The organism is Streptacidiphilus sp. MAP12-33, assembly GCF_041261265.1.
Taxonomy (GTDB): domain Bacteria; phylum Actinomycetota; class Actinomycetes; order Streptomycetales; family Streptomycetaceae; genus Streptacidiphilus.
Genome location: NZ_JBGCCA010000001.1, coordinates 109,912 through 128,986 on the forward strand (window position 1 = coordinate 109,912; position 19,075 = coordinate 128,986).

The following is a 19,075-nucleotide window of genomic DNA, read 5'->3' on the forward strand; positions in this document are numbered from 1 at the left end:
CCCGAGGAGTGAGACTGCGGTTTCTTGCGGGTCCGGGCTCGCGTTGTCGCGCGGTGCGCGGGCGGCGCAGGGGATTTTGCGGTGGGGTGCGGGCTGGGTCAAAGGATCTGCGGGCGGGGCTTTCGGGGAGGTCCGCGGGCGGACGGGCGCGTCCGATTTGCCCGCTAGCGTGGCCAGCCCGCGCGCTGCGCGGACGACCTGCGAGAGCCCGCGAAGGGGACCAACGTGACGCCCGAACCTGCCCCGTTCCCCGGTGCGCTCGACGGAGCCCGGATCGCCGGACTCGCCGAGCGGTACGGGACCCCGTTGTGGGCGTACGACGCGGGCACGATCCGTGCCCAGATCGCGCGGCTGCGCCGGTTCGACACGATCCGGTACGCGCAGAAGGCGTCGTCCAACACCCATCTGCTGCGGCTGATGCGCGCCGAGGGCGTGTCCGTCGACGCGGTGTCGCTGGGCGAGATCGAGCGGGCGCTGGTCGCCGGGTACGACGTGGCGGGCGAGCACGAGCCGGTGGTGTTCACCGCGGACCTGCTGGACCGCACCACGCTGCGGCGGGTCGTCGAGCTGGGGGTGCCGGTCAACGCCGGGTCGCCGCAGATGCTGGAGCAGATCGGGGCCGCGTCGCCCGGCCACAAGGTGTGGATCAGGATCAACCCCGGCTTCGGCCACGGCCACAGCCGCAAGACCAACACCGGCGGCGAGCACAGCAAGCACGGCATCTGGCACGAGCACCTCGCCGAGAGCCTCGCGATCGTCGCCCGCCACGGGCTGGACCTCGTCGGCTTCCACATGCACATCGGCTCGGGGGTCGACTACGACCACCTGGAGGCCGTCTGCGAGACGATGGTCAAGCAGGTCCGCCTCGCCGGGCAGGACGTGCGGGCGATCTCCGCGGGCGGCGGGCTCTCCGTCCCCTACACGGCCGGGGAGCCGGAGCTGGACACCGACCGGTACTTCGGGCTGTGGGACGCCGCGCGACGTGAGCTCGTCGCCGAACTCGGCCACGCCGTACGGCTGGAGATCGAGCCCGGCCGGTTCCTCGTCGCGGGCTCCGGCGTGCTGGTCAGCGAGGTCCGGGCGGCCAAGCCGGTCGGCAGCAACGACTTCGTGCTGGTCGACGCCGGCTTCAACGACCTGATGCGGCCCGCGATGTACGGCAGCAGCCACCGCGCGACGCTGCTCTCGCCCGCGGGCGAGCCGCGCACCGAGGGCGTGCGGGACACCGTGCTGGCCGGACCGCTGTGCGAGTCGGGCGACGTGTTCACCCAGGGCGCCGGGGGCGAGGTGCACGCCGTCCCGCTGCCGACGCCCCGCGTCGGCGACCTGCTCGTCTTCCACGACACCGGCGCCTACGGCGCCAGCATGTCCTCGACGTACAACTCCCGCCCGCTGATCCCCGAGGTGCTGGTGGACGGCGACGCCACCGCGCTGATCCGCCGGCGGCAGACCGTCGCCGAGCTGATCGCGCTGGAGCAGACGGAAGGCTGAGAAGAACCGAGAGGGGCCTGGCCGGGCCCGCCCCCTCGTACGGGCCCGACCAGGACGTGCGACACAAGGCTCAATGGGGAAGCGGACAGCCGAACATGGGCTGGTGCCAGACGGGGTTCTCGGCGATGGTCGCGAGCTGGCCGAACGTCAGCACCGGCGACGACAGCGTCGGCGGCCCGCTCACGTCCACGCTGTTGAGCGCGACCACGGTGGTCCACAGGGTGCCGTGGATCACCGCGGCCTGGTTCCACACCACGCCGCGTCCGCTCTCACCGCTCAGGCGGACCTCGCCCAGCCAGTCGCCGTCCGCCAGCCTCACGCCGTGCGGGTAGGTCTGGTGGAACTCCGCCAGCGAGTCGCTCGCCTTGTTGGTGTTGTAGACCAGATCCACGAAGACACTGCCCTTGCCCTGCGGCCCCGTGAGCACGCTGGTGCAGCCGAGCTCCCACTTGGTCCTGGCCGGCACGACCGGCGTGTGCCGGTAGCCCTTCGGCAGCAGCCCGGCCATCACGTTCACGAGGCTGGGCGACCTGGGAACGAGCTTGGCCTGCTTCGGGATCGCCGCAAGGACCTGCTGCCAGATCGGCGCGATCACAGCCGCCCGCACCTGTGCCAGGGTGAGCGGCATGTCCGTACGCGTCGGCACCACGCTCAGGTCGGTCTGGTTGGACTCGCCGACGCACACCATCTCACCGCTACGGAAGGTCAGGCAGGCGCTTTGTTCGGCCAACGTCCCCGACTGCGGCATCGGGATCACGCTTCTGCTGACGGTGAGCACGCCGTCGCCCGGCCAGGGCGTTTCGGTGCAGCTGTAGCCGGACTGGTGCTGGGTCGGGCAGCTCTCGGGCATCTTGGTCTGCCCGTTGGCGTCCCAACGCTCGAGGTGGACGTTGAGGCGGGCGGCACTGTGGCCGTTGTCGTAGAGGAGCGCGGCGTTGGCGACGTACTGCCCCGTGTCGGCCTGGTCGCCCAGTGGCTTCTGGCCCAGGCCGAGCCCGGTGACGTCGCTCAGCCGCCCACCGTGCGGCAGCGTGGACTCGAACCACGCGATCATCCGCGCCTCGGTGACGTCCGCCGGCGCCAGCTTGGGCTTGTGGGTCCGGTTCGCCGGATCGGGCTGGGCGGACACCAGGTGCGGGGCTGCGAACGCGCCGACGGCCAGGACCGCGGCGGCCAGGCCGGCTGCGACGGCGGCACGGGTGCGGCGCTTGCGGCGGACCCGGCCGGTGAGGAGCTCGGGGTCGAGCGGCAGGGTCACGGCCCGCTCGGCAGCCTGGTGGAGGGCCGTGGACAGCTCCGGCAGGTCCGCCTCCGGCGCCTGCGACGACGTCTGCGCGCTCACTGCGCGATCCCCTTTCCGGCCGTTCGTCCGCCAGTGAAGGCCCCGCCCACCGGTTCCCGCTCCCTCTCCTGCGCCGGCACCCGCGCCGACTCCGGTCCCGTCCCCGGCTGCGACTGCGACTGCGACTGCGGCTCCTGGCCCGGCTCCTGCCAGGGCGCGTCCACGACCGTCGACATCCGGGCCAGCCCGTCGCTGAGGTAGCGCTTGACCGCGCCCTGGCTCAGCCCCATCCGCTCGGCCACCCCCGCCACCGGCAGATCCTCGTAGTAACGCAGCACGACGCAGGCGCGCTGTCGGGGTGAGAGCGTGCCGAGCGCGTCGGTCACGTCGAGGCGGCGCACCGCGCCGCCGCTGTGGTCAGGGGCGCTCTCCGGCCCCGAAAGGCGCGGCAGCAGGCGCGAGAAGCGCTGACTGCGGCGACGCTTGTCGAGGAAGTCGTTGAGCATCGTGCGGCGCACGTAGCCCTCGACGTCGCCCAGCGACCAGGAGCGCCGCGGCCGCGCGAAGACGCGCACCAGCGCCTCCTGGACGAGGTCCGCGCCCTCCGTCACGTCACCGCAGAGCAGATAGCCGTACCGGCTCAGCTCCGCGCCCCGTGCCCGCACCAGTTGTGCGAGCTGTTCCGACCACTCGGTCACAAGCCCCTCCCTGCCCCTCAGTGAGATACACGAACAGCTCGCGTGTTTCGTTGGGGGGGTAGGGATCAACCGTTCACAGCTCGCGCAGGCGGCGTTCCAACCGGTCGCGCTCGGCGGGGTTGCGGGTCAGGGCGAGGGCGCGCTCCAGCGCCTGCGCGGCCTCGGAGCGCCGGCCCAGGCGGGTGAGCAGGTCCGCGCGGAGCGCGTGCAGCAGGTGGTAGCCGTCCAGCCGGTCCGCGAGGCCGTCGGCCTCGGCGAGCGCGACCGCCGGGCCCTCCACCTCGGCGAGCGCGACGGCGCGGTGCAGAGCCACCACCGGTGTGGGCGCGAGCGCGAGTTGCTGGTCGTACAGACGGCAGATCTGCCGCCAGTCGGTCTCCGCGGCGGTCGCGGCGTCGCTGTGGACGGCGTTGACGGCCGCCTGGATCTGGTACGGCCCCGGCCGGTCGCGGCGCAGGCAGCGCCGGACCAGCTGCTGCCCCTCGGCGATCAGCTCACGGTCCCACCGGCCGCGGTCCTGCTCCGCGAGCAGGACGAGCGCGCCGTCCGGGGCGAACCGCGCCGGTCGGCGCGCCTGGACCAGCAGCATCAGTGCGAGCAGACCGAGCACCTCCGGCTCGTCGGGCATCAACGCGGCCAGCAGCCGCCCGAGTCGGATCGCCTCGACGCACAACTCCTCCCGCGAGGACGCCTCCGGCCCCCCTGCGGGCCCAGCCACCCCGGCCACCCCAGCCGCACCAGCCGCACCGGCCGCACCGGCTGCACCAGCCGTCCCGGCCGGGGGCTCCCCCGGGGCGCCCTCGGCGGCCAGGTAGCCCTCGTTGTAGATCAGGTAGAGCACCGCGAGGACCGGGCGCAGCCGCCCGGGGAGCTCTGCCTCCGGCGGGACGCGGTACGGGATGCGGGCGTCGCGGATCTTGCCCTTGGCGCGGACGATCCGCTGCGCCATCGTCGGTTCGCTCACCAGGAAGGCGTGGGCGATCTCGCCGGTGCTGAGGCCACCGAGCAGCCTCAGCGTCAGCGCGACCTGCGCCTGCTCGGCCAGGGCCGGGTGGCAGCAGGTGAAGATCAACCGCAGCCGGTCGTCCTGCACGGCGTCCGCCTCCTGCGCTTCGTCGGGTCCGGACGGGGTCGGCGCGTTCAGCAGGGCGGCCTGCGCCTGGCGGGCGTCGCGGGTCGCCTCGCGGCGGGCGCGGTCGATCGCCTTGTTGCGTGCGGTGGTGATGATCCAGCCCGCCGGGCTGGGCGGCAGCCCGTCGCACGGCCACCGCTCGGCCGCGACGGCGAAGGCCTCCTGCACGGCGTCCTCGGCGAGGTCGATGTCCCCGAGAACCCGGACCAGCACGGCCACCGCCCGCCCGTACTCGGCCCGGAAGATCCGCTCGATCGCCTCGGGGACAGGCACGGTGGTCAGTCCTCGACCTCGCCCTGGAACGGACGGACCTCGATGGCCAGTCCGGTCGCCTCCGCGTAGCGGCTGCCCCACGCGAGCGCGGCGTCCAGGTCGACGGCCTTGATGATGGTGACGCCGCCGAGGTACTCCTTGCCCTCGGTGAACGGACCGTCCACGACGAGCACCTCGCCCCCGTCGGGGCGCAGCACCGTCGCCGTGCTGGGGTCGTGCAGTCCGTGACCGAAGACCCAGTCGCCGGACGCCTGCAGCTCGCTGCGGATCCTGCCGAGCTCCGCCATCACCTTGGCCAGGAACTCCGCGTCCGGGATCGGGCCCTGCGGCTGGTACATGCTGAGCAGGTACTGCTTCTTCATGACGTGTCGCCTCCTCGTGGGGTTCTTCACCCTCTATACGAGCGGGACACCCGGGATTCGACAGCCGCGACGCGCGGATCGGCGCGGACGGCCCTCAGGCCGTCCAGTGCGGTGGGCGGGCCAGCGCGGCCGGCAGCCGGGTGGCCGCGTCCCCGCGGGCCGCGGCCAGCTGGACCTGGGTGACGAAGAGCGCGCCGGTCAGGTCGGCGCCACGCAGATCAGCGCCGCGCAGGTCCGCGCCGGTGACGTCGGCGCCGCGCAGGTCCGCGTCCCGCAGGTCCGCGCCGATGAGGTAGGTGCCGCGCAGGTTGGCGCCGCGCAGGTCCGCCTTGCGCAGTTTGGCGCCGACCAGGTCCGCGCCGCGGTGGTTACGCCGACGGCCCGGCAGCCCCGCCCGGGCCAGCTCGCTCGCCTCCAGCAGCAGCCCGCTCACGCCCGCCCGCACCCCGGCCACGTCGAGCGCCGCCAACGCGTCCGCCTCGCCCCGGGTCAGGGCGTCGATGTCGTCGAAGGCGCGGCGCAGGCGGGGGACCAGCGGCGCGGCGGCGGGGAGGGCGAGTGCCTCGTCGAGGTACCGGAGCAGCTCGTGCAGCTGCCGCATCACCGGGAAGGCCGCGAACATCGCGGGGGCGGAGGCGGGGTCGCGACGCCAGTCGACGCCGCCGAAGGTGACCTGGGAGACCTTCTGGCCGGCGCCGAAGCAGTCGAAGACGGTGCAGCCGGTGTAGCCGGACTCGCGCAGCTCGGTATGGATGCCGCAGCGGAAGTCCTCGGCGAGGTTGCGGCAGGGCGTCCCGGCGGCCTTGTTCTGTGCGAAGTCCGCGGACTTCGCGAAGGGCAGCGCGACGCAGCACAGCCCGAAGCAGTTGCCGCAGTCGGAGACGAGAGGAAGGAGAGGGAGTTCGGCGGGCACCTCCCCATTGTCCCAGGCGCGCGATTGTCCCAGGCGCGCGCGGTGCCGCTGGGCATGCGAAAAGCCCTGCCCCCGACGCTGACCACCCTGCCACTACGCGTCGGGAGCAGGACCTCGCTCGGAGGGGGGAGCGGCGATGGGGGGACTTCGCCACTCCCCCGCGGAGTTCCCAATCGACGATGCCTCCGGGGGGGGTGAAGGCACCGTCGATCCCACAGCGGGATCTCCGGATCCACGTACGGGAACGGTTCCTGCCAGACCTGCTCGGTACGTGTTCCACTCTGCCGTCTGCCGCGACCGCTCGCAGGCGGCATTGGACCTGATGTGCGAGGACCTTGGTCCCTTCGAGTTCACACACCGCTCACACCGCGCCGGGGCCGGGGGCTAGGCTTCGCCCGTACGGGTGAGCGCCCGCACGGATGACGGGGAGTCAGCGGCGTCGGGGACGCGGGGAGGTGCACGAGATGGGACAGGCCAAGAAGATCGCCACCTGGGCCGTCGTGATCTTCGTGCTGTACACGATCATCACCTCACCGGTCCGGGCGGCCGACCTGGTGCAGGTGGGTTTCACCGGGATCTCGCACGCCGCGAAGGCCTTCGGCACGTTCATGAGCAACCTGATCAAGTGATCCCGCAGGTGAAGTACCCTCGGGGCACTCAAGCCCTCAAGGAGTGCCGCTCATGATCCGCCACCTGGTCCTGTTCAAGCTGAACGACGGCGTCACCAAGGACGACCCGCGCGTCCCGGCCGCGGTCGCCGCCTTCGAGAAGGTCGGCCAGACCGTGCCCGAGCTGCGCGAGTGGCAGATCGGCTGGAACATCACCGATCGCGACATCGCCCAGGACTTCGCCATCAACAGCCTGGTCGAGGACGCCGCCACCCTCCAGGCCTACCTGACGCACCCCGACCACGTGGCCGCGGCCGGCCTCTGGCGGGAGTTCGCGACCTGGGTCATCGCCGACTTCGAGATCTGAACCGGAATCAATAATTCCACCAACACGCGTAAGGCCGGTGCTTGCCCGCCTCACGTCCTACTTGTGATGCTATGACCAGTTTTGCCAGATATGGGACCGGCAAACACGGGCCAGCTGGACATCACGAGGGGCGGCGTGGCGATGCAGGCACCGGAGGAGGCCCCAGGCGAGGCGACTGAGGCCGCGCCGCACGCCCAGGCATCGCCCACCGCGACACCGCACCCCACGGTGGCACCGCACCCCACGGTGGCACCGCAGCCCACGGCGACGTCACAGCCCACAGCGGCACCGCAGCCCGAACCGACCGAGGCCGAGGCCGAGGCCGAGGCCGAAGCCGGGGGCGGGGGCGCGGGCGAGGGCGCGGGCGCGGGCGAGGCCGAAGCGCCACAGGCGGAGACCCTCACCAACGCGATCGCGGAGTCGCGCGTCGACGTCCGTGCGCTCACCCGCGTGCTCTTCGAGCGGATGACCGAGCTCCCGTCCGGCTCGCCCGAGCACGAGCGCGTGCGCGCCGCCCTGATCGAGGTCAACCTCCCCCTGGTCCGCTACGCCGCCGCCCGCTTCCGCGGTCGCAACGAGCCGATGGAGGACGTGGTCCAGGTCGGCACCATCGGCCTGATCAACGCGATCGACCGGTTCGACCTCAGCCGCGGCGTGCAGTTCCCGACCTACGCGCTGCCGACCATCCTCGGCGAGATCAAGCGCTACTTCCGCGACAACGTGCGGACCATGCACGTACCGCGCCGGCTCCAGGAACTGTGGGTCCAGGTCAGCGGCGCGATGGAGGAGCTGACCGTCACCCACGGACGGCAGCCCAAGGTCCCCGAGATCGCCGCGTCGCTGCGCATCCCCGAGGAGGACGTGCGTGCCTGCCTGGACGCCGGCCGCGCCTACAACGCCACCTCGCTGGAGGCCCAGCAGGAGCACGACGGCGGTCTCGCCCTGCTCGACCGGCTCGGCTACGAGGACTCCGCACTCACCCATGTGGAGCATCGGGACATGGTCCGTCATCTGCTCGTGCAGCTGCCGGACCGGGAGCGACAGATTGTGATGCTCAGGTTCTTCGGCAATCTGACGCAGTCGCAGATCTCGACCGAGCTCGGCATGTCCCAGATGCACGTCTCACGCCTGCTGGCTCGCATCTTTGCTCGGTTGCGCAGCGGCAACCACTGGGAGAGCTGAGGCACGGACGGGCGCACGCGGCGTCGCCTCGCGCCGATCGCTCTGTGTAGTCGGCTGTCCGTCATATGCCGTAATAGTGCTACTGATCAACTTGCGAAATAGCTCCTGACAGCACGTTACTGCCGCGTGACATCTGGCCCTCTCGTGGTTTGCCGGGGATGCTGTGCCGGTATCTCAGTGGAGGTACGGAGTCGTCGGCATGTCGACTCATCGATGGCTGAGTTGAAGGGGGTTGCAGCGTGTCCGAGGCTCTCGCCCACGGCGCCGTGGTCCTGCCCGCCCAGCGGGCGACCGATCCGGTCGCGCCGGTCACTCCGGTGGTCCCGGCGGTCGTTCCGGGGGAGGACGGGCTCGACACCCGCACTCTCTCCCGCTCACTCTTCCTGCGGTTCGCGGAGCTCACACCGGAGCACCCGGACCACGCCTACGTCCGCAACACCCTGATCGAACTCAACCTGCCGCTGGTGCGGTACGCGGCGGCGCGCTTCCGCAGCCGCAACGAGCCGATGGAGGACATCGTCCAGGTCGGCACGATCGGCCTGATCAAGGCGATCGACCGGTTCGACCACGACCGCGGCGTGGAGTTCCCGACCTTCGCCATGCCGACGATCATCGGCGAGATCAAGCGCTTCTTCCGCGACACCAGCTGGTCGGTCCGGGTCCCGCGCCGCCTGCAGGAGCTGCGCCTGGCCCTCACCAAGGCCGGCGACGAACTCAGCCAGCGGCTCGACCGCAGCCCGACCGTCGCCGAGCTGGCCGCCTGCCTCGGCGTCACCGAGGAGGACGTCGTCGAGGGCCTGGCCGTCGGCAACGCCTACACGGCCTCCTCGCTGGACAGCACCCCGACCGAGGAGGACGGCGACGGCCCCCTCGCGGAGCGCCTGGGCTACGAGGACGCGGCGATGGAGGGCGTGGAGTACCGCGAGGCGCTCAAGCCGCTGCTGGCGCGGCTGCCCGCCCGGGAGCGGCGGATCATCATGCTGCGGTTCTTCGGCAACATGACGCAGTCCCAGATCGGCGAGGAGATCGGCATCTCCCAGATGCACGTCTCGCGCCTGCTGACCCGCACCCTGGCCACGCTCCGGGAGGGCCTGATCTCCGAGGGGTAGCCGCAGCCGGAAGGGGCCGGCCGTCGGCCGGCCCCTCGCGGCGCGGTACGTCAGTCCAGCAGGTTCTTGCGCAGTGCCTCGAGGTCCGCGTCGGACAGGCCGAGGCCCTCGCGCAGGAACGCGTCGAAGCTCGGCCAACCCGCGGCGACGGCCGCGAAGGCCGAGTCGAGGTAGGCGCGGTCCGCGCGCATCACCGGGCGCATCAGCTCGGGCTCGCGCATGACGCCCTGGGTGCCGAGCTGGTCGAGGATCCGGGCGATCAGCGCGTCCGTGCGCTCGTTGGTGAGCAGGTAGTCCTCGTAGACCGTCTCGCGGTCCACCCCGAGGGCGGTCAGCACGATCGCCGCCGTCCAGCCGGTGCGGTCCTTACCCGCCGTGCAGTGGAAGAAGAGCGGCAGCCGCTCGGGGCGCGTGAGCGCCCTGACCGTCGCCGCGAAGCGCGCGCGGATCTCCGGGTCGGTGACGAACCAGTCGTACATCGAGACCATCAGCCGCTCCGCGCCGCCGTCACCCAGCAGGGCGCGCTGCGCGTCGGCGTCCTGGGCGGCGAGTGTGTCCCGCAGCGCGGAGTAGATGTCGTGGTCGAGGGCGTAGACGGGCTGGGCCTCCAGCTCCGCGCCCTCCGGGAGCAGGTCCGCACCGTTCTCGGCGACCTCGTTCAGGCCGCGCAGGTCGATCACGTGGCGCAGGCCGAGCCCCGCCAGGATCGCCAGGTCCTCCGCCGAGGCCCGGTGCAGCGCGTCGCCGCGCAGGGCCACGCCGCTGCGGACCGTACGGCCGTCGGCGGTGCGGTATCCACCCAGGTCACGGGCGTTCACGGCGCCCTGCAGACCGAGGCTGCGCCCCGGGGTGCTGTCGATCTGGGTCACATCGGCTCCTTGATCGGGCGAAACGTTTCCTCGTGCAATCGTTCGCCAGTCTAGGCACGGGCGGAGCCCGGACCGAAGCACACCTTCCTGATCTGATGACCCATCAGTAAACTGACGCCTCCGGCGGTAGGCGGAACGGGGAGGACGAGCGTCGATGGCACGTTCCACGGCCGGCCTGGTGGCAGGCGGCCTGCTCGGTGCGACGGTGCTGGCCCTGGCGGGCTGTGGGGCCGATCTCGGCGGTTCGGTCGCCCTCGGCGACGGCTCGCCCACGCCCGCCGTGACCACGCCCTCCCACGACGGCGTGGTCTTCGTCCCGCTCGACTCCCCCACGACCGGCGGATCGGCGACCCCCGGCAACGGCACCGGCACCACGCCGGGCACCACACCCCCGGCCTCGACGGGCTCGGGGACAGGTGGCGGCGCCGGGACACACGGTGGCGGTACCCACGGCGGCGGGGCGCCCGGAACACCCGGAGGCGGCACGGGCGGCGGCACGTCGGCATCCGGCGGCAGCGCGGGCAGCCCGACCGGCACGCCCAGCCCCCCGCCGGGCGGAGGCGGCAGCACCGGCGGCGGGTCGGGCGGCGGAACAGGCGGAGCAGGTGGTGGAACGGGCGGCGGCTCGGGTGGCAGCGGCGGCGGCACGCCGCAGACGCCCGCGAGCCTCGCGGTCACCGCACTGCACACCGCCGCGACCGGTCAGCGCTGGTGCCAACGGGTCGTCCTCACCCTGGCCAACAGCGGTGACCGTGCCGCCACCAGCGGCACGGTGACCTTCGCGACCCACGTCATCGGCGCGCTCGGCGTTGACTGGTGGACGTACCAGACCAGCCAGCCGCTGGCCGCGCCGGTCGCGGGGCACGCGAGCGCACAGGAGAGCTGGACGGTCTGTCTCGACTCCTGGCGCGTGCCCGACGGCATGCACATGGAGACGCGGGCGGCGACCCTCAGCTGAGGCGGGGCCTCGGCGAGGGCCGGCCGAGGGGGTTACTTGAAGGCGAGGTAGACGACGCCGATCACGACCACCAGGCCGATGATCACCGCCGCGGTGATCACGCCGGTGCGGCGCGTCTCGCTCGGCGCGGTCGCCGGCTGGGCCACGGGCTCGTCGACGAAGGCACGGAACATCTGCGTGCTCGCCGAGCTGTCCTCGTTCGCGGGCTGCTGGTAGTTCTGGTAGTTCGACATGTGCCCTGACTCTAGCCAATCCGGAACGGAAGCTGGACCCCCGAATGTCGCAGCTCTGTGACAGAACCCCGGGAACCCGCGTGGCGAAGTCGTACGGCGTGGCAGGGAACACGTCGCGGCCGGGCGGTCGTTGATCCCGGCATGACCTCCTCCGCACGTGTGCAGCTCGGCAGCTCCGACCTCTCTGTCTTCCCGCTCAACCTCGGTGGCAACGTCTTCGGCTGGTCGGCCGACCGCGACCAGTCCTTCGCCGTCCTCGACGGCTACGCCGCCGCCGGCGGCAACTTCCTCGACACGGCCGACGTCTACTCCGCCTGGGCCCCCGGCAACTCCGGCGGCGAGTCCGAGACGATCATCGGCGCCTGGACCGCCGCCCGCGACAACCGCGACGACATCGTCATCGCCACCAAGATCGGCGCGCACCCGCAGTTCAAGGGGCTGAAGGCGGAGAACATCGCCGCGGCGGCCGAGGCCTCGCTCAAGCGCCTGGGCACCGACCGCATCGACCTGCTCTACACCCACTTCGACGACGAGTCGACGCCCGTCGAGGAGATCATGACGGCGCTGGACACGCTGGTCCGGGCGGGCAAGGTCCGCCAGATCGCGGCGTCCAACATCTCCCCCGAACGCCTGCGCGCCTCGATGCAGTTCGCCCGCCGCGAGGGCCTGGCCGAGTACGTGGCACTCCAGCCGCACTACAACCTGGGCTTCCGTGCCGCCTACGAAGGCGGGCCTGCCGCCGTCGCCGCCGAGTTCGGCATCTCCTGCGTGCCCTACTACGCGCTGGCCGGCGGCTTCCTGACCGGCAAGTACCGGGCCGGCGGCCCCGCCGTCGACAGCGTGCGCGCGAGCTCCGCCGAGAAGCTCGCCGCGAGCGAGCAGGGGCAGCGGGTCCTCGCCGCGCTGGACACCGTCGCCGAGGCGCACGACGTGGCCGTCGCCACGGTCGCGCTGGCGTGGCTGGCCGCGCAGCCGACGGTCGCCGCGCCGATCGCCTCCGCCCGCACCGTGGAGCAGCTCGCGGCGCTGGTCGCCTTCCCGGACCTGGCGCTGACCCAGGCCGAGCTGGACGCGCTGACGGCGGCCTCGGCCCCCGTCGAGACCTCCGCCTGATGGCGGTCCAGGTCCGGCCGCTCACCCCGGAGGCGCTCGCCGAGGAGCTCGCCGAGCGCGTCGCCCGGCTGAGCGAGGAGGACGGCCGGACCTGGACCAGGGTCGCCGTGGACGGCGCGGACGCCGCCCGTCCCGGCGACCTCGCCGACGCCCTGGTCGAGCCGCTGCGCGTGCGCGGGCGCCCGGTCCGGCGCGTCCGCGCCCGTGACTTCCTGCGCCCGGCCTCACTGCGGTTCGAGTACGGCCACCACGACGCCGACGCCTACCTGGACCGCTGGCTCGACGCGGGCGCGCTCTTCCGCGAGGTCTTCGACCCGCTGGAGCCGGGCGGCTCCGGCCTGGTCCTGCCCACCCTGTGGGACCCTGCCACCGACCGCGCGACGCGCGCGCAGCGCGTCCCACTGCCGCCGGGCGGCGTCCTCGTCCTGGACGGCCCACTGCTGCTGGGCCGCTGGTTCCCGCTCGACCTCACCGTGCACCTGCGGCTGACGCCGGCCGCGCTGGAGCGCCGCACGCCCGAGCCGGAACGGTGGACGCTCCCGGCCTTCGCCCGCTACGAGGCGGAGGTCCGCCCGGAGGAGCAGGCGGACATGGCAGTGCGGGCCGACGATCCTCGTCGGCCCGCACTGGTCGTCAACGTCTGACGGTCACTGCCTCGGGAAGGAGGCGAACTCCACCGGCACCTGCGCCGTGCAGTACGCGCAGCGGCTGGCGGCGGCCGGGATGGAGCTCAGGCACTCCGGACAGTCCTTCTTCGGCGCGTCCACGTCCGCCTTGGTGGCGAAGCGGGCGCTCAGCTTGGTGATCGGCAGCACCACGCAAAAGTAGACGACCGCAGCGGTGATCAGGAACGTGATCACGGTGTTGATGAAGTCGCCGTAAGCGAACTTCTGGCCGTGGACCTCGGCGACCCCGCCGCTGAAGTCGGTGCTCTTGCCGGTGAACAGGCCGATCAGCGGGGTCAGGAAGTCCCCGGTGAACCCCTTGACGATGCCCGTGAACGCCGCACCGATGACGACGCCGACGGCCAGATCAACGACATTGCCGCGGAGCAGAAACTTCCGGAAACCCTTCATGGCGCGCCACCGTATCACCCGTTAGGGGGACGTAAGTTACGCCGACTTGTCCAGTTCCTCCGCCTTCTGCGCCGCGGCCTGGGCCTGGATGCCGGAAACCTTGCGCAGCGGAACCTCCTTGATGACCAGTGAGAGCAGGAAGGCCACCGCCGCCACGCCGGAGGCGATCAGGAACACCAGGTGCATCGAGTCGGCGAAGCCGATCTTGAAGGGTGCCGCCAGGGCATCCGGCAGCTGCTGGATGAAGGAGGAGTCGCTCAGCACCGAGCCGGAGTTCGCGCCGGAGAGCGCGTGCGGGTGCTGCGCCACCGCGTGCTGGAACGCCGGGGTGTGCTGGGCGGCGGTGAAGGCCTTGGCGACGTTGTCCTTGACCGTGCTGAACAGCACCGAGAGGAAGATCGCCGTACCGGCCGTCGCGCCGAGCTGGCGGAAGAAGGTGGCGGAGGCGGTGGCCACACCCATGTCCTGTGGCGGGACCGCGTTCTGCACGGCCAGCGTCAGCGTCTGCATGGTGAGGCCCAGGCCGATGCCGAAGACGGCCATGTAGCCCATGGTCTCCGGCAGCGGGGTGTTCCACTCGACCCGGAAGTGGAAGAGCAGCATCGCGCCGACCATCACGGCGGTGCCGACCACCGGGTAGATCTTGTAGTGCCCGGTCCGGGCGATCAGCCGGCCGACGACGATGGACGTGACCATCATGCCGAGCATCAGCGGCAGCATCATCAGACCGGACTTGGTCGGGCTCGCGCCCTTCACGATCTGCAGGTACTGCGGGATCATCATCATCCCGCCGAACATGGCCATACCGATCAGCACCGAGAGCACGCTGGTCTGGCTGAAGACCTTGTTGGAGAACAGGCGCATCGGGATCAGCGCGGCGTCGCCCATCCGGCGCTCGACGAGGATCCAGGTGACGATGCCGACGACGCCGATCCCGTAGCAGGACAGCGACCGCGCGGAGGTCCAGCCCCAGGCCTGGCCCTGCTCGGCCACCAGCAGCAGCGGCACCACACCGACGGCGATGGTGACGGCGCCCCACCAGTCGATCCGCTGGGCGCGGCGCACGTGGGGGACGTTCAGCACCTTGGCGACGACGACGAGGGCGACGATGCCGATCGGGACGTTGACCAGGAAGACCCAGCGCCAGCCGGCGATGCCGAGGATCGAGTTCTGACCGGCCAGGAAGCCGCCGACCAGCGGGCCGAGCACGCTGGAGGTGGCGAAGACGGAGAGGATGTAGCCCTGGTAGCGAGCGCGTTCGCGCGGCGGCACGATGTCGCCGATGATCGCCAGCGCGAGGGACATCAGACCACCGGCGCCGATGCCCTGGAACGCGCGGAACGCGGCCAGCTCGATCATCGAGGTGGAGAAGGTGCAGGCGACGGAGCCGACGACGAAGATGCTGATCGCGGCGAGGAAGAACGGCTTGCGGCCGTAGATGTCGGAGAGCTTGCCGTAGAGCGGCGTGGCGATCGTCGAGGTGATCAGGTAGGCCGTGGTCGTCCAGGCCTGCTCGCTCAGGCCGTGCAGGTCGTCGGCGATGGTCCGGATCGCGGTGGAGACGATGGTCTGGTCGAGCGAGGCCAGGAACATGCCCATCATCAGGCCCGACAGGATCGTCAGGATCTGGCGATGGCTCAGTCCGGCCTTGGCCGCTTCGGGTATGCCCGGCGCTGCGGCGGTGGCCGCCCCGCCATGACTGTTGCTGCTCACTTGGCTGCTCCTTGCTCGGCGAAGTGATGCCGGGCGAATTCGTCGTTCAGGCGGGACAGGAGGCGGACCAGCTCGTGGCGGTCCGTACCCGTCCAGTTCTCCAGGAGCGCGCTCAGCTCCCGGTTGCGTTGCTCTCGGAAGGCCTCGAACGCGGCGAGACCGGCCGGGGAGACCGACAGCAGCACGCCGCGCCGGTCGTCCGGGTCGGGGGTCCGCTCGACCAGGCCGCGCTCGACCAGCGAGCGGATCTGTCGGCTGACGGTCGACAGGTCCAGATGCGCCTCCCCGGCGAGATCCGTCGCCCGCCTCGGCCCGCACCGGACCAGCACGGCGAGCAGCACGCGGTCGCCGCCGTTCTCGTCGCGCGAGCGCTGCCGCTTCGCCTGCATCAGGCGGAAGAAGCGGACGATCTCCTCGCCCAGCTCCGCGGCGACCGGGTCCACCTTGTCCGGGTCCACGGGGTCCACCGGCGTCGTCTGTTCCACGGCCGTCCCGCCCCTTGTCCTACATAGTTGCTTGCTCCCAGCAAGTAAATGTAGCGCACATCGGTACGTGCAGAATCCACCTTCAGGACGACCCCGCCTCGGTCGCCGGACCTAGCACCACGGCCAGAGGGGGCACTGGTTGCGCTCCGGTCTCGGTCCTGTCCGATGCGTAGTGCGAAAGTCGCCTCCGGCTCTAGCGTGGGCGCGCACGAACCCCTGATCCCCCTCACACCCTCTGGAGGGCGCTCAATGGTTCCATCCGCACGTCGTCGCATCCTCGCCGCCGTCGTCGGCGGACTGACCCTGGTCGTGCCCAGCGCCGCGCTCGGCGCGACCGCCGTCACGACCGCGTCAGCAGCCACGTACCCGCAGGTCAGACCGACCGTCGCCGAGTACACGCAGCTCAGCACCTCCACCACCCCGCCGACCCAGGCCCAGTGCGGCTCGGCCGGGCGGCGCTGTTTCGACCCGCAGTCCGTGCAGGCCGCGTACAACGTCGGCCCGCTCTACGCCAAGGGCTACGACGGCACGGGCATGACCATCGCGATCGTGGACTCCTACGGCAGCGACACCATGGCCCATGACCTCCACGTCTTCGACCAGGCCTTCGGCATCGCCGCCATGTGCGGCGAGGAGTCCGTCACCTGCGCGCCGGGGATGCCCTCCTTCAGCGAGCTGCAACTCCAGGGCGCGCCCGCGACCGTCGCCCCGCCGTCCCAGAGCAAGGGCACCGGGCAGGAGGACAAGGCCGGCTGGGCGCTCGAGGTCGCCCTCGACGTCGAGACCGCGCACGCGATGGCGCCCGGCGCCAACATCCTGCTGGTCACCACGCCGACCGCGGAGACCCTCGGCGTCCAGGGCCTGCCGCAGATGATGGCCGCCGAGGACTACGTGGTCCAGCACCACCTGGCCAACGTCATCTCCCAGTCCTTCGCCTCCGGCGAGGGCGCGTTCGCCAGCTCTCAGGCGCTGCAGAACCTGCGCTACGCCTTCCAGGACGCGGCCGCCAACGGTGTCACCGTGCTCGGCTCCTCCGGCGACAACGGTTCCGCGATCACACTGAAGACGCCGGTCAAGAACCCCCGCACGCTGCCCGACCCCGGCGTCGAGTGGCCCGCCTCCGACCCGCTGGTCACCGGCGTCGGCGGCACCTACCTGTGCACGGACGCGAACGCGAGCGCGACCAGCCCGCGCACCGTGGACAGCAGCAGCAACCCGGCCAAGTGCCAGGCCGACCCCGGCCAGGCGGAGATCGGCTGGACCGACGGTGGCGGCGGCTACAGCTCCATCTTCTCCCGCCCCTCCTACCAGGACACGCTGCCGGCCGGCAGCACCGCGATCGGCGCCATGCGCGGCGTCCCCGACATCTCCCTCCAGGCCAGCTCCGGCACCGGCATGCTCGTCTACGTCTCCCTGCCGCCGGACGGCAACAGCGGTCTGAGCTGCGGCTCCGCCGCGTGCAGCACCGGCTGGTACGACATCGGCGGCACGTCGCTGTCCTGCCCGCAGTGGGCGGGCCTGACGGCGATCGCCGACCAGATCAACGGCGGCGGCCTGGGCCAGATCAACCCGGCGCTCTACAAGGTGGCGGCGAACCCCGCGCAGTACGCGGCGGACTTCAACGACATCACCATCGGCAACAACCAGACCGACCCGACCGTGGCGGGCTACTCGGCGTCCACCGGCTGGGACCCGGTCACCGGTCTCGGCACCCCGAACGCCGCGCTGCTCCTGCCCGACCTGGTCGCGGCAGCGCACTGACGCCGGCCTGAGCCTTCCGGGGCGCGGGGCCCTGCTCGATGAACTGCGCGCGCGACAAGCCACCCTGTGTGGTGAGTCGCGCAGCGAGCAGGGCCATCCGCACGCCGGTGGTTGCTCGCGCACGCAGTTCTCGAGCAGGGCCTCGCGCCCCTTGAGGTAGTGCCACTACCCGCCGTACAGAGCCGCGAGGCGGGGCAGCCGGCGGCGCATCTCCCCCATGTCGTCGAAGTCGAAGTTCCACGCCTGGTCCAGCTCGGGGTAGCGGACGCTGAACGACCGCGGCGGCAGCTCCGCGCCCGTCGCGGAGATGTGCGCCCGCCAGGCGATGGAGAGGGCGTCCTCGCCCTCCAGATCGGACCCGTGCGCGGCCGCCGCGCGCACCTGCGGCAGCTCGGCCAGCGCGTCCGGATCGGCGACGACGCGCTCGTACGTCTCCCGCCCCTGAAGGATCAGCCAGCCGCGGAAGTAGTCGAAACCGTCGTCCGAGCACCCACCGTTGATCATGTAGGCCGCGGCCCACAGAGGGCTCCGGTAGGACCGGGCCATCAGCGCCCACAGACCCCGCTGTGCCGCGATGATCTCCGCCGCCCCGCGCCGCGCGAGTATCCCGCTGGCCCGGGTGGCCACCGCCGCGCCGTCACCCACGCCGGTGAGCTCGCGGCGTGCCTCCTCGATCAGCTGCCAGAAGCCCCGGATGTCGACCTCGCGGCCGTTCGCGCTCTCCATGGTCCGCAGCATGGCACCCACCACTGACAATGCCCGCTGGCTCCGTCCCGGGCCAGAATGAGCGCGTGATCGACGACTGGGAACCCTTCTACGCGGCCACCGCCGACAGCCCCGTGCGTGCCCTCTGCCTGGAGGCGATCGAGACCGCAGGGGACGCCCGGGGACGGCTCGCCGTCGACCTCGGCGCCGGGGCGGGCCGGGAGACGGCGGCGTTGCTCGCCGCCGGCTGGCGGGTCCTCGCGCTGGACGGCGCGCCCGGCGCGCACCTGCGGATCGAGGCGTCCGTGGCGCCGAGGGACCGGGACCGCCTGACCGTCACCGAGCAGTCCTTCGGCTCCCTCGACCGGCTGCCGCAGGCGGGACTGGTCTACGCGGGCTACGCGCTGCCCTTCCAGCGGGCGGAGGTCTTCGCCCGCACCTGGGCGCTGATCCGCGCCGCTCTGGAGCCGGGCGCGCTGCTCGCGGTGAACCTCTTCGGCCCGCGCGACACCTGGGCGGCCGATCCGGCGATCACCACCCACACCACCGGCGAGGCCCGCGCGCTGCTCGCCGGCCTGGAGATCCTCACCGTGCGCGAGGAGGAACGCGAGGGCCACGCCGTCGGCGGCCCCAAGCACTGGCACGTCCTCGATCTGGTCGCCCGCGCCTGAACGCGCGCGAGGGGCGCCCGAGCCGCTACGGCTCAAGCGCCCCTCGACGCGTCGCTCGGTGCGCCGCTCGATGC

General features: G+C 71.9%; 21 protein-coding genes. 10 read left to right on the forward strand and 11 right to left on the reverse strand.

Going from position 1 to position 19,075, the window contains the following annotated elements; genetic code table 11:
- Positions 1 to 225: 225 nt before the first annotated feature.
- Positions 226 to 1,491, forward strand: coding sequence for a diaminopimelate decarboxylase (gene lysA / locus ABH931_RS00560; RefSeq protein ID WP_370108712.1), 1,266 nt, complete (start codon positions 226 to 228; stop codon positions 1,489 to 1,491).
- 70 nt (positions 1,492 to 1,561) lie between these two features.
- Here lysA and ABH931_RS00565 read toward each other — a convergent pair whose 3' ends face one another.
- From ABH931_RS00565 to ABH931_RS00585, 5 genes are all read right to left on the reverse strand, one after another.
- Positions 1,562 to 2,833, reverse strand: coding sequence for a hypothetical protein (locus ABH931_RS00565; RefSeq protein ID WP_370108714.1), 1,272 nt, complete (start codon positions 2,831 to 2,833; stop codon positions 1,562 to 1,564).
- Positions 2,830 to 3,471, reverse strand: a complete 642-nt coding sequence (locus ABH931_RS00570) for a SigE family RNA polymerase sigma factor (RefSeq protein WP_370108716.1) — start codon at positions 3,469 to 3,471, stop codon at positions 2,830 to 2,832. Before ABH931_RS00570 ends, ABH931_RS00565 begins: the two co-directional genes overlap by 4 nt.
- A 73-nt stretch (positions 3,472 to 3,544) precedes the next feature.
- The gene (locus ABH931_RS00575; protein ID WP_370108718.1) at positions 3,545 to 4,876 is read right to left on the reverse strand and encodes an RNA polymerase sigma factor; all 1,332 of its coding nucleotides are present in this window, start codon (positions 4,874 to 4,876) and stop codon (positions 3,545 to 3,547) included.
- A 5-nt stretch (positions 4,877 to 4,881) separates the two neighbouring features.
- Positions 4,882 to 5,238, reverse strand: coding sequence for a YciI family protein (locus tag ABH931_RS00580; RefSeq protein WP_370108719.1), 357 nt, complete (start codon positions 5,236 to 5,238; stop codon positions 4,882 to 4,884).
- Between the two features lie 94 nt (positions 5,239 to 5,332).
- Positions 5,333 to 6,151, reverse strand: coding sequence for a pentapeptide repeat-containing protein (locus tag ABH931_RS00585; RefSeq protein WP_370108721.1), 819 nt, complete (start codon positions 6,149 to 6,151; stop codon positions 5,333 to 5,335).
- A gap of 464 nt (positions 6,152 to 6,615) precedes the next feature.
- Between ABH931_RS00585 and ABH931_RS00590 the strand changes: the two genes are divergently transcribed.
- The 4 genes from ABH931_RS00590 (at position 6,616) to ABH931_RS00605 (ending at position 9,417) form a co-directional block, all read left to right on the forward strand.
- Complete coding sequence (locus ABH931_RS00590) at positions 6,616 to 6,780, forward strand: hypothetical protein (protein WP_370108723.1); 165 nt, start codon at positions 6,616 to 6,618, stop codon at positions 6,778 to 6,780.
- Between the two features lie 52 nt (positions 6,781 to 6,832).
- Positions 6,833 to 7,126 (forward strand): Dabb family protein, encoded by a 294-nt coding sequence (locus tag ABH931_RS00595; protein WP_370108724.1) that lies wholly within the window; start codon positions 6,833 to 6,835, stop codon positions 7,124 to 7,126.
- Between the two features lie 141 nt (positions 7,127 to 7,267).
- Positions 7,268 to 8,308 carry a SigB/SigF/SigG family RNA polymerase sigma factor gene (locus ABH931_RS00600; RefSeq protein WP_370109444.1) on the forward strand — a complete coding sequence of 347 codons (1,041 nt, stop codon included), beginning with the start codon at positions 7,268 to 7,270 and terminating at the stop codon, positions 8,306 to 8,308.
- Between the two features lie 317 nt (positions 8,309 to 8,625).
- Positions 8,626 to 9,417 (forward strand): RNA polymerase sigma factor SigF, encoded by a 792-nt coding sequence (locus ABH931_RS00605; protein ID WP_370109446.1) that lies wholly within the window; start codon positions 8,626 to 8,628, stop codon positions 9,415 to 9,417.
- Between the two features lie 50 nt (positions 9,418 to 9,467).
- On the opposite strand, the gene ABH931_RS00610 is transcribed toward ABH931_RS00605, so the two are convergent.
- Positions 9,468 to 10,286 (reverse strand): tyrosine-protein phosphatase, encoded by an 819-nt coding sequence (locus ABH931_RS00610; RefSeq protein ID WP_370108726.1) that lies wholly within the window; start codon positions 10,284 to 10,286, stop codon positions 9,468 to 9,470.
- Positions 10,287 to 10,440: 154 nt separating this feature from the next.
- Between ABH931_RS00610 and ABH931_RS00615 the strand changes: the two genes are divergently transcribed.
- A complete protein-coding gene (locus ABH931_RS00615) occupies positions 10,441 to 11,244 on the forward strand; it encodes a hypothetical protein (RefSeq protein ID WP_370108728.1) in 804 nt (267 codons plus the stop codon).
- A 32-nt stretch (positions 11,245 to 11,276) separates the two neighbouring features.
- Here ABH931_RS00615 and ABH931_RS00620 read toward each other — a convergent pair whose 3' ends face one another.
- The gene (locus ABH931_RS00620) at positions 11,277 to 11,477 is read right to left on the reverse strand and encodes a hypothetical protein (RefSeq protein ID WP_370108730.1); all 201 of its coding nucleotides are present in this window, start codon (positions 11,475 to 11,477) and stop codon (positions 11,277 to 11,279) included.
- A 141-nt stretch (positions 11,478 to 11,618) separates the two neighbouring features.
- On the opposite strand from ABH931_RS00620, the gene ABH931_RS00625 reads away from it, so the two are divergent.
- The gene (locus ABH931_RS00625) at positions 11,619 to 12,590 is read left to right on the forward strand and encodes an aldo/keto reductase (RefSeq protein WP_370108733.1); all 972 of its coding nucleotides are present in this window, start codon (positions 11,619 to 11,621) and stop codon (positions 12,588 to 12,590) included.
- Complete coding sequence (locus tag ABH931_RS00630) at positions 12,590 to 13,234, forward strand: uridine kinase (protein ID WP_370108735.1); 645 nt, start codon at positions 12,590 to 12,592, stop codon at positions 13,232 to 13,234. Before ABH931_RS00625 ends, ABH931_RS00630 begins: the two co-directional genes overlap by 1 nt.
- A 3-nt stretch (positions 13,235 to 13,237) precedes the next feature.
- On the opposite strand, the gene mscL is transcribed toward ABH931_RS00630, so the two are convergent.
- The 3 genes from mscL to ABH931_RS00645 are packed head-to-tail and all read right to left on the reverse strand — an operon-like array spanning position 13,238 to position 15,864.
- Positions 13,238 to 13,666, reverse strand: a complete 429-nt coding sequence (gene mscL, locus ABH931_RS00635; protein WP_370108737.1) for a large conductance mechanosensitive channel protein MscL — start codon at positions 13,664 to 13,666, stop codon at positions 13,238 to 13,240.
- Positions 13,667 to 13,702: 36 nt separating this feature from the next.
- Entirely contained in the window at positions 13,703 to 15,379 is a 1,677-nt protein-coding gene (locus ABH931_RS00640; protein WP_370108739.1) for an MDR family MFS transporter, read from the reverse strand.
- Positions 15,376 to 15,864, reverse strand: a complete 489-nt coding sequence (locus ABH931_RS00645; RefSeq protein WP_370108741.1) for a MarR family winged helix-turn-helix transcriptional regulator — start codon at positions 15,862 to 15,864, stop codon at positions 15,376 to 15,378. The genes ABH931_RS00640 and ABH931_RS00645 overlap by 4 nt, the downstream gene beginning before the upstream one ends.
- 249 nt (positions 15,865 to 16,113) lie before the next feature.
- Between ABH931_RS00645 and ABH931_RS00650 the strand changes: the two genes are divergently transcribed.
- Positions 16,114 to 17,625 carry a hypothetical protein gene (locus ABH931_RS00650; RefSeq protein WP_370108743.1) on the forward strand — a complete coding sequence of 504 codons (1,512 nt, stop codon included), beginning with the start codon at positions 16,114 to 16,116 and terminating at the stop codon, positions 17,623 to 17,625.
- Between the two features lie 165 nt (positions 17,626 to 17,790).
- On the opposite strand, the gene ABH931_RS00655 is transcribed toward ABH931_RS00650, so the two are convergent.
- Positions 17,791 to 18,363, reverse strand: coding sequence for a DUF4240 domain-containing protein (locus ABH931_RS00655; RefSeq protein ID WP_370108745.1), 573 nt, complete (start codon positions 18,361 to 18,363; stop codon positions 17,791 to 17,793).
- A gap of 53 nt (positions 18,364 to 18,416) precedes the next feature.
- Here ABH931_RS00655 and ABH931_RS00660 point away from each other — a divergent pair, with 53 nt between their 5' ends.
- Entirely contained in the window at positions 18,417 to 19,001 is a 585-nt protein-coding gene (locus tag ABH931_RS00660; RefSeq protein WP_370108747.1) for a trans-aconitate 2-methyltransferase, read from the forward strand.
- Positions 19,002 to 19,075: the final 74 nt, after the last annotated feature.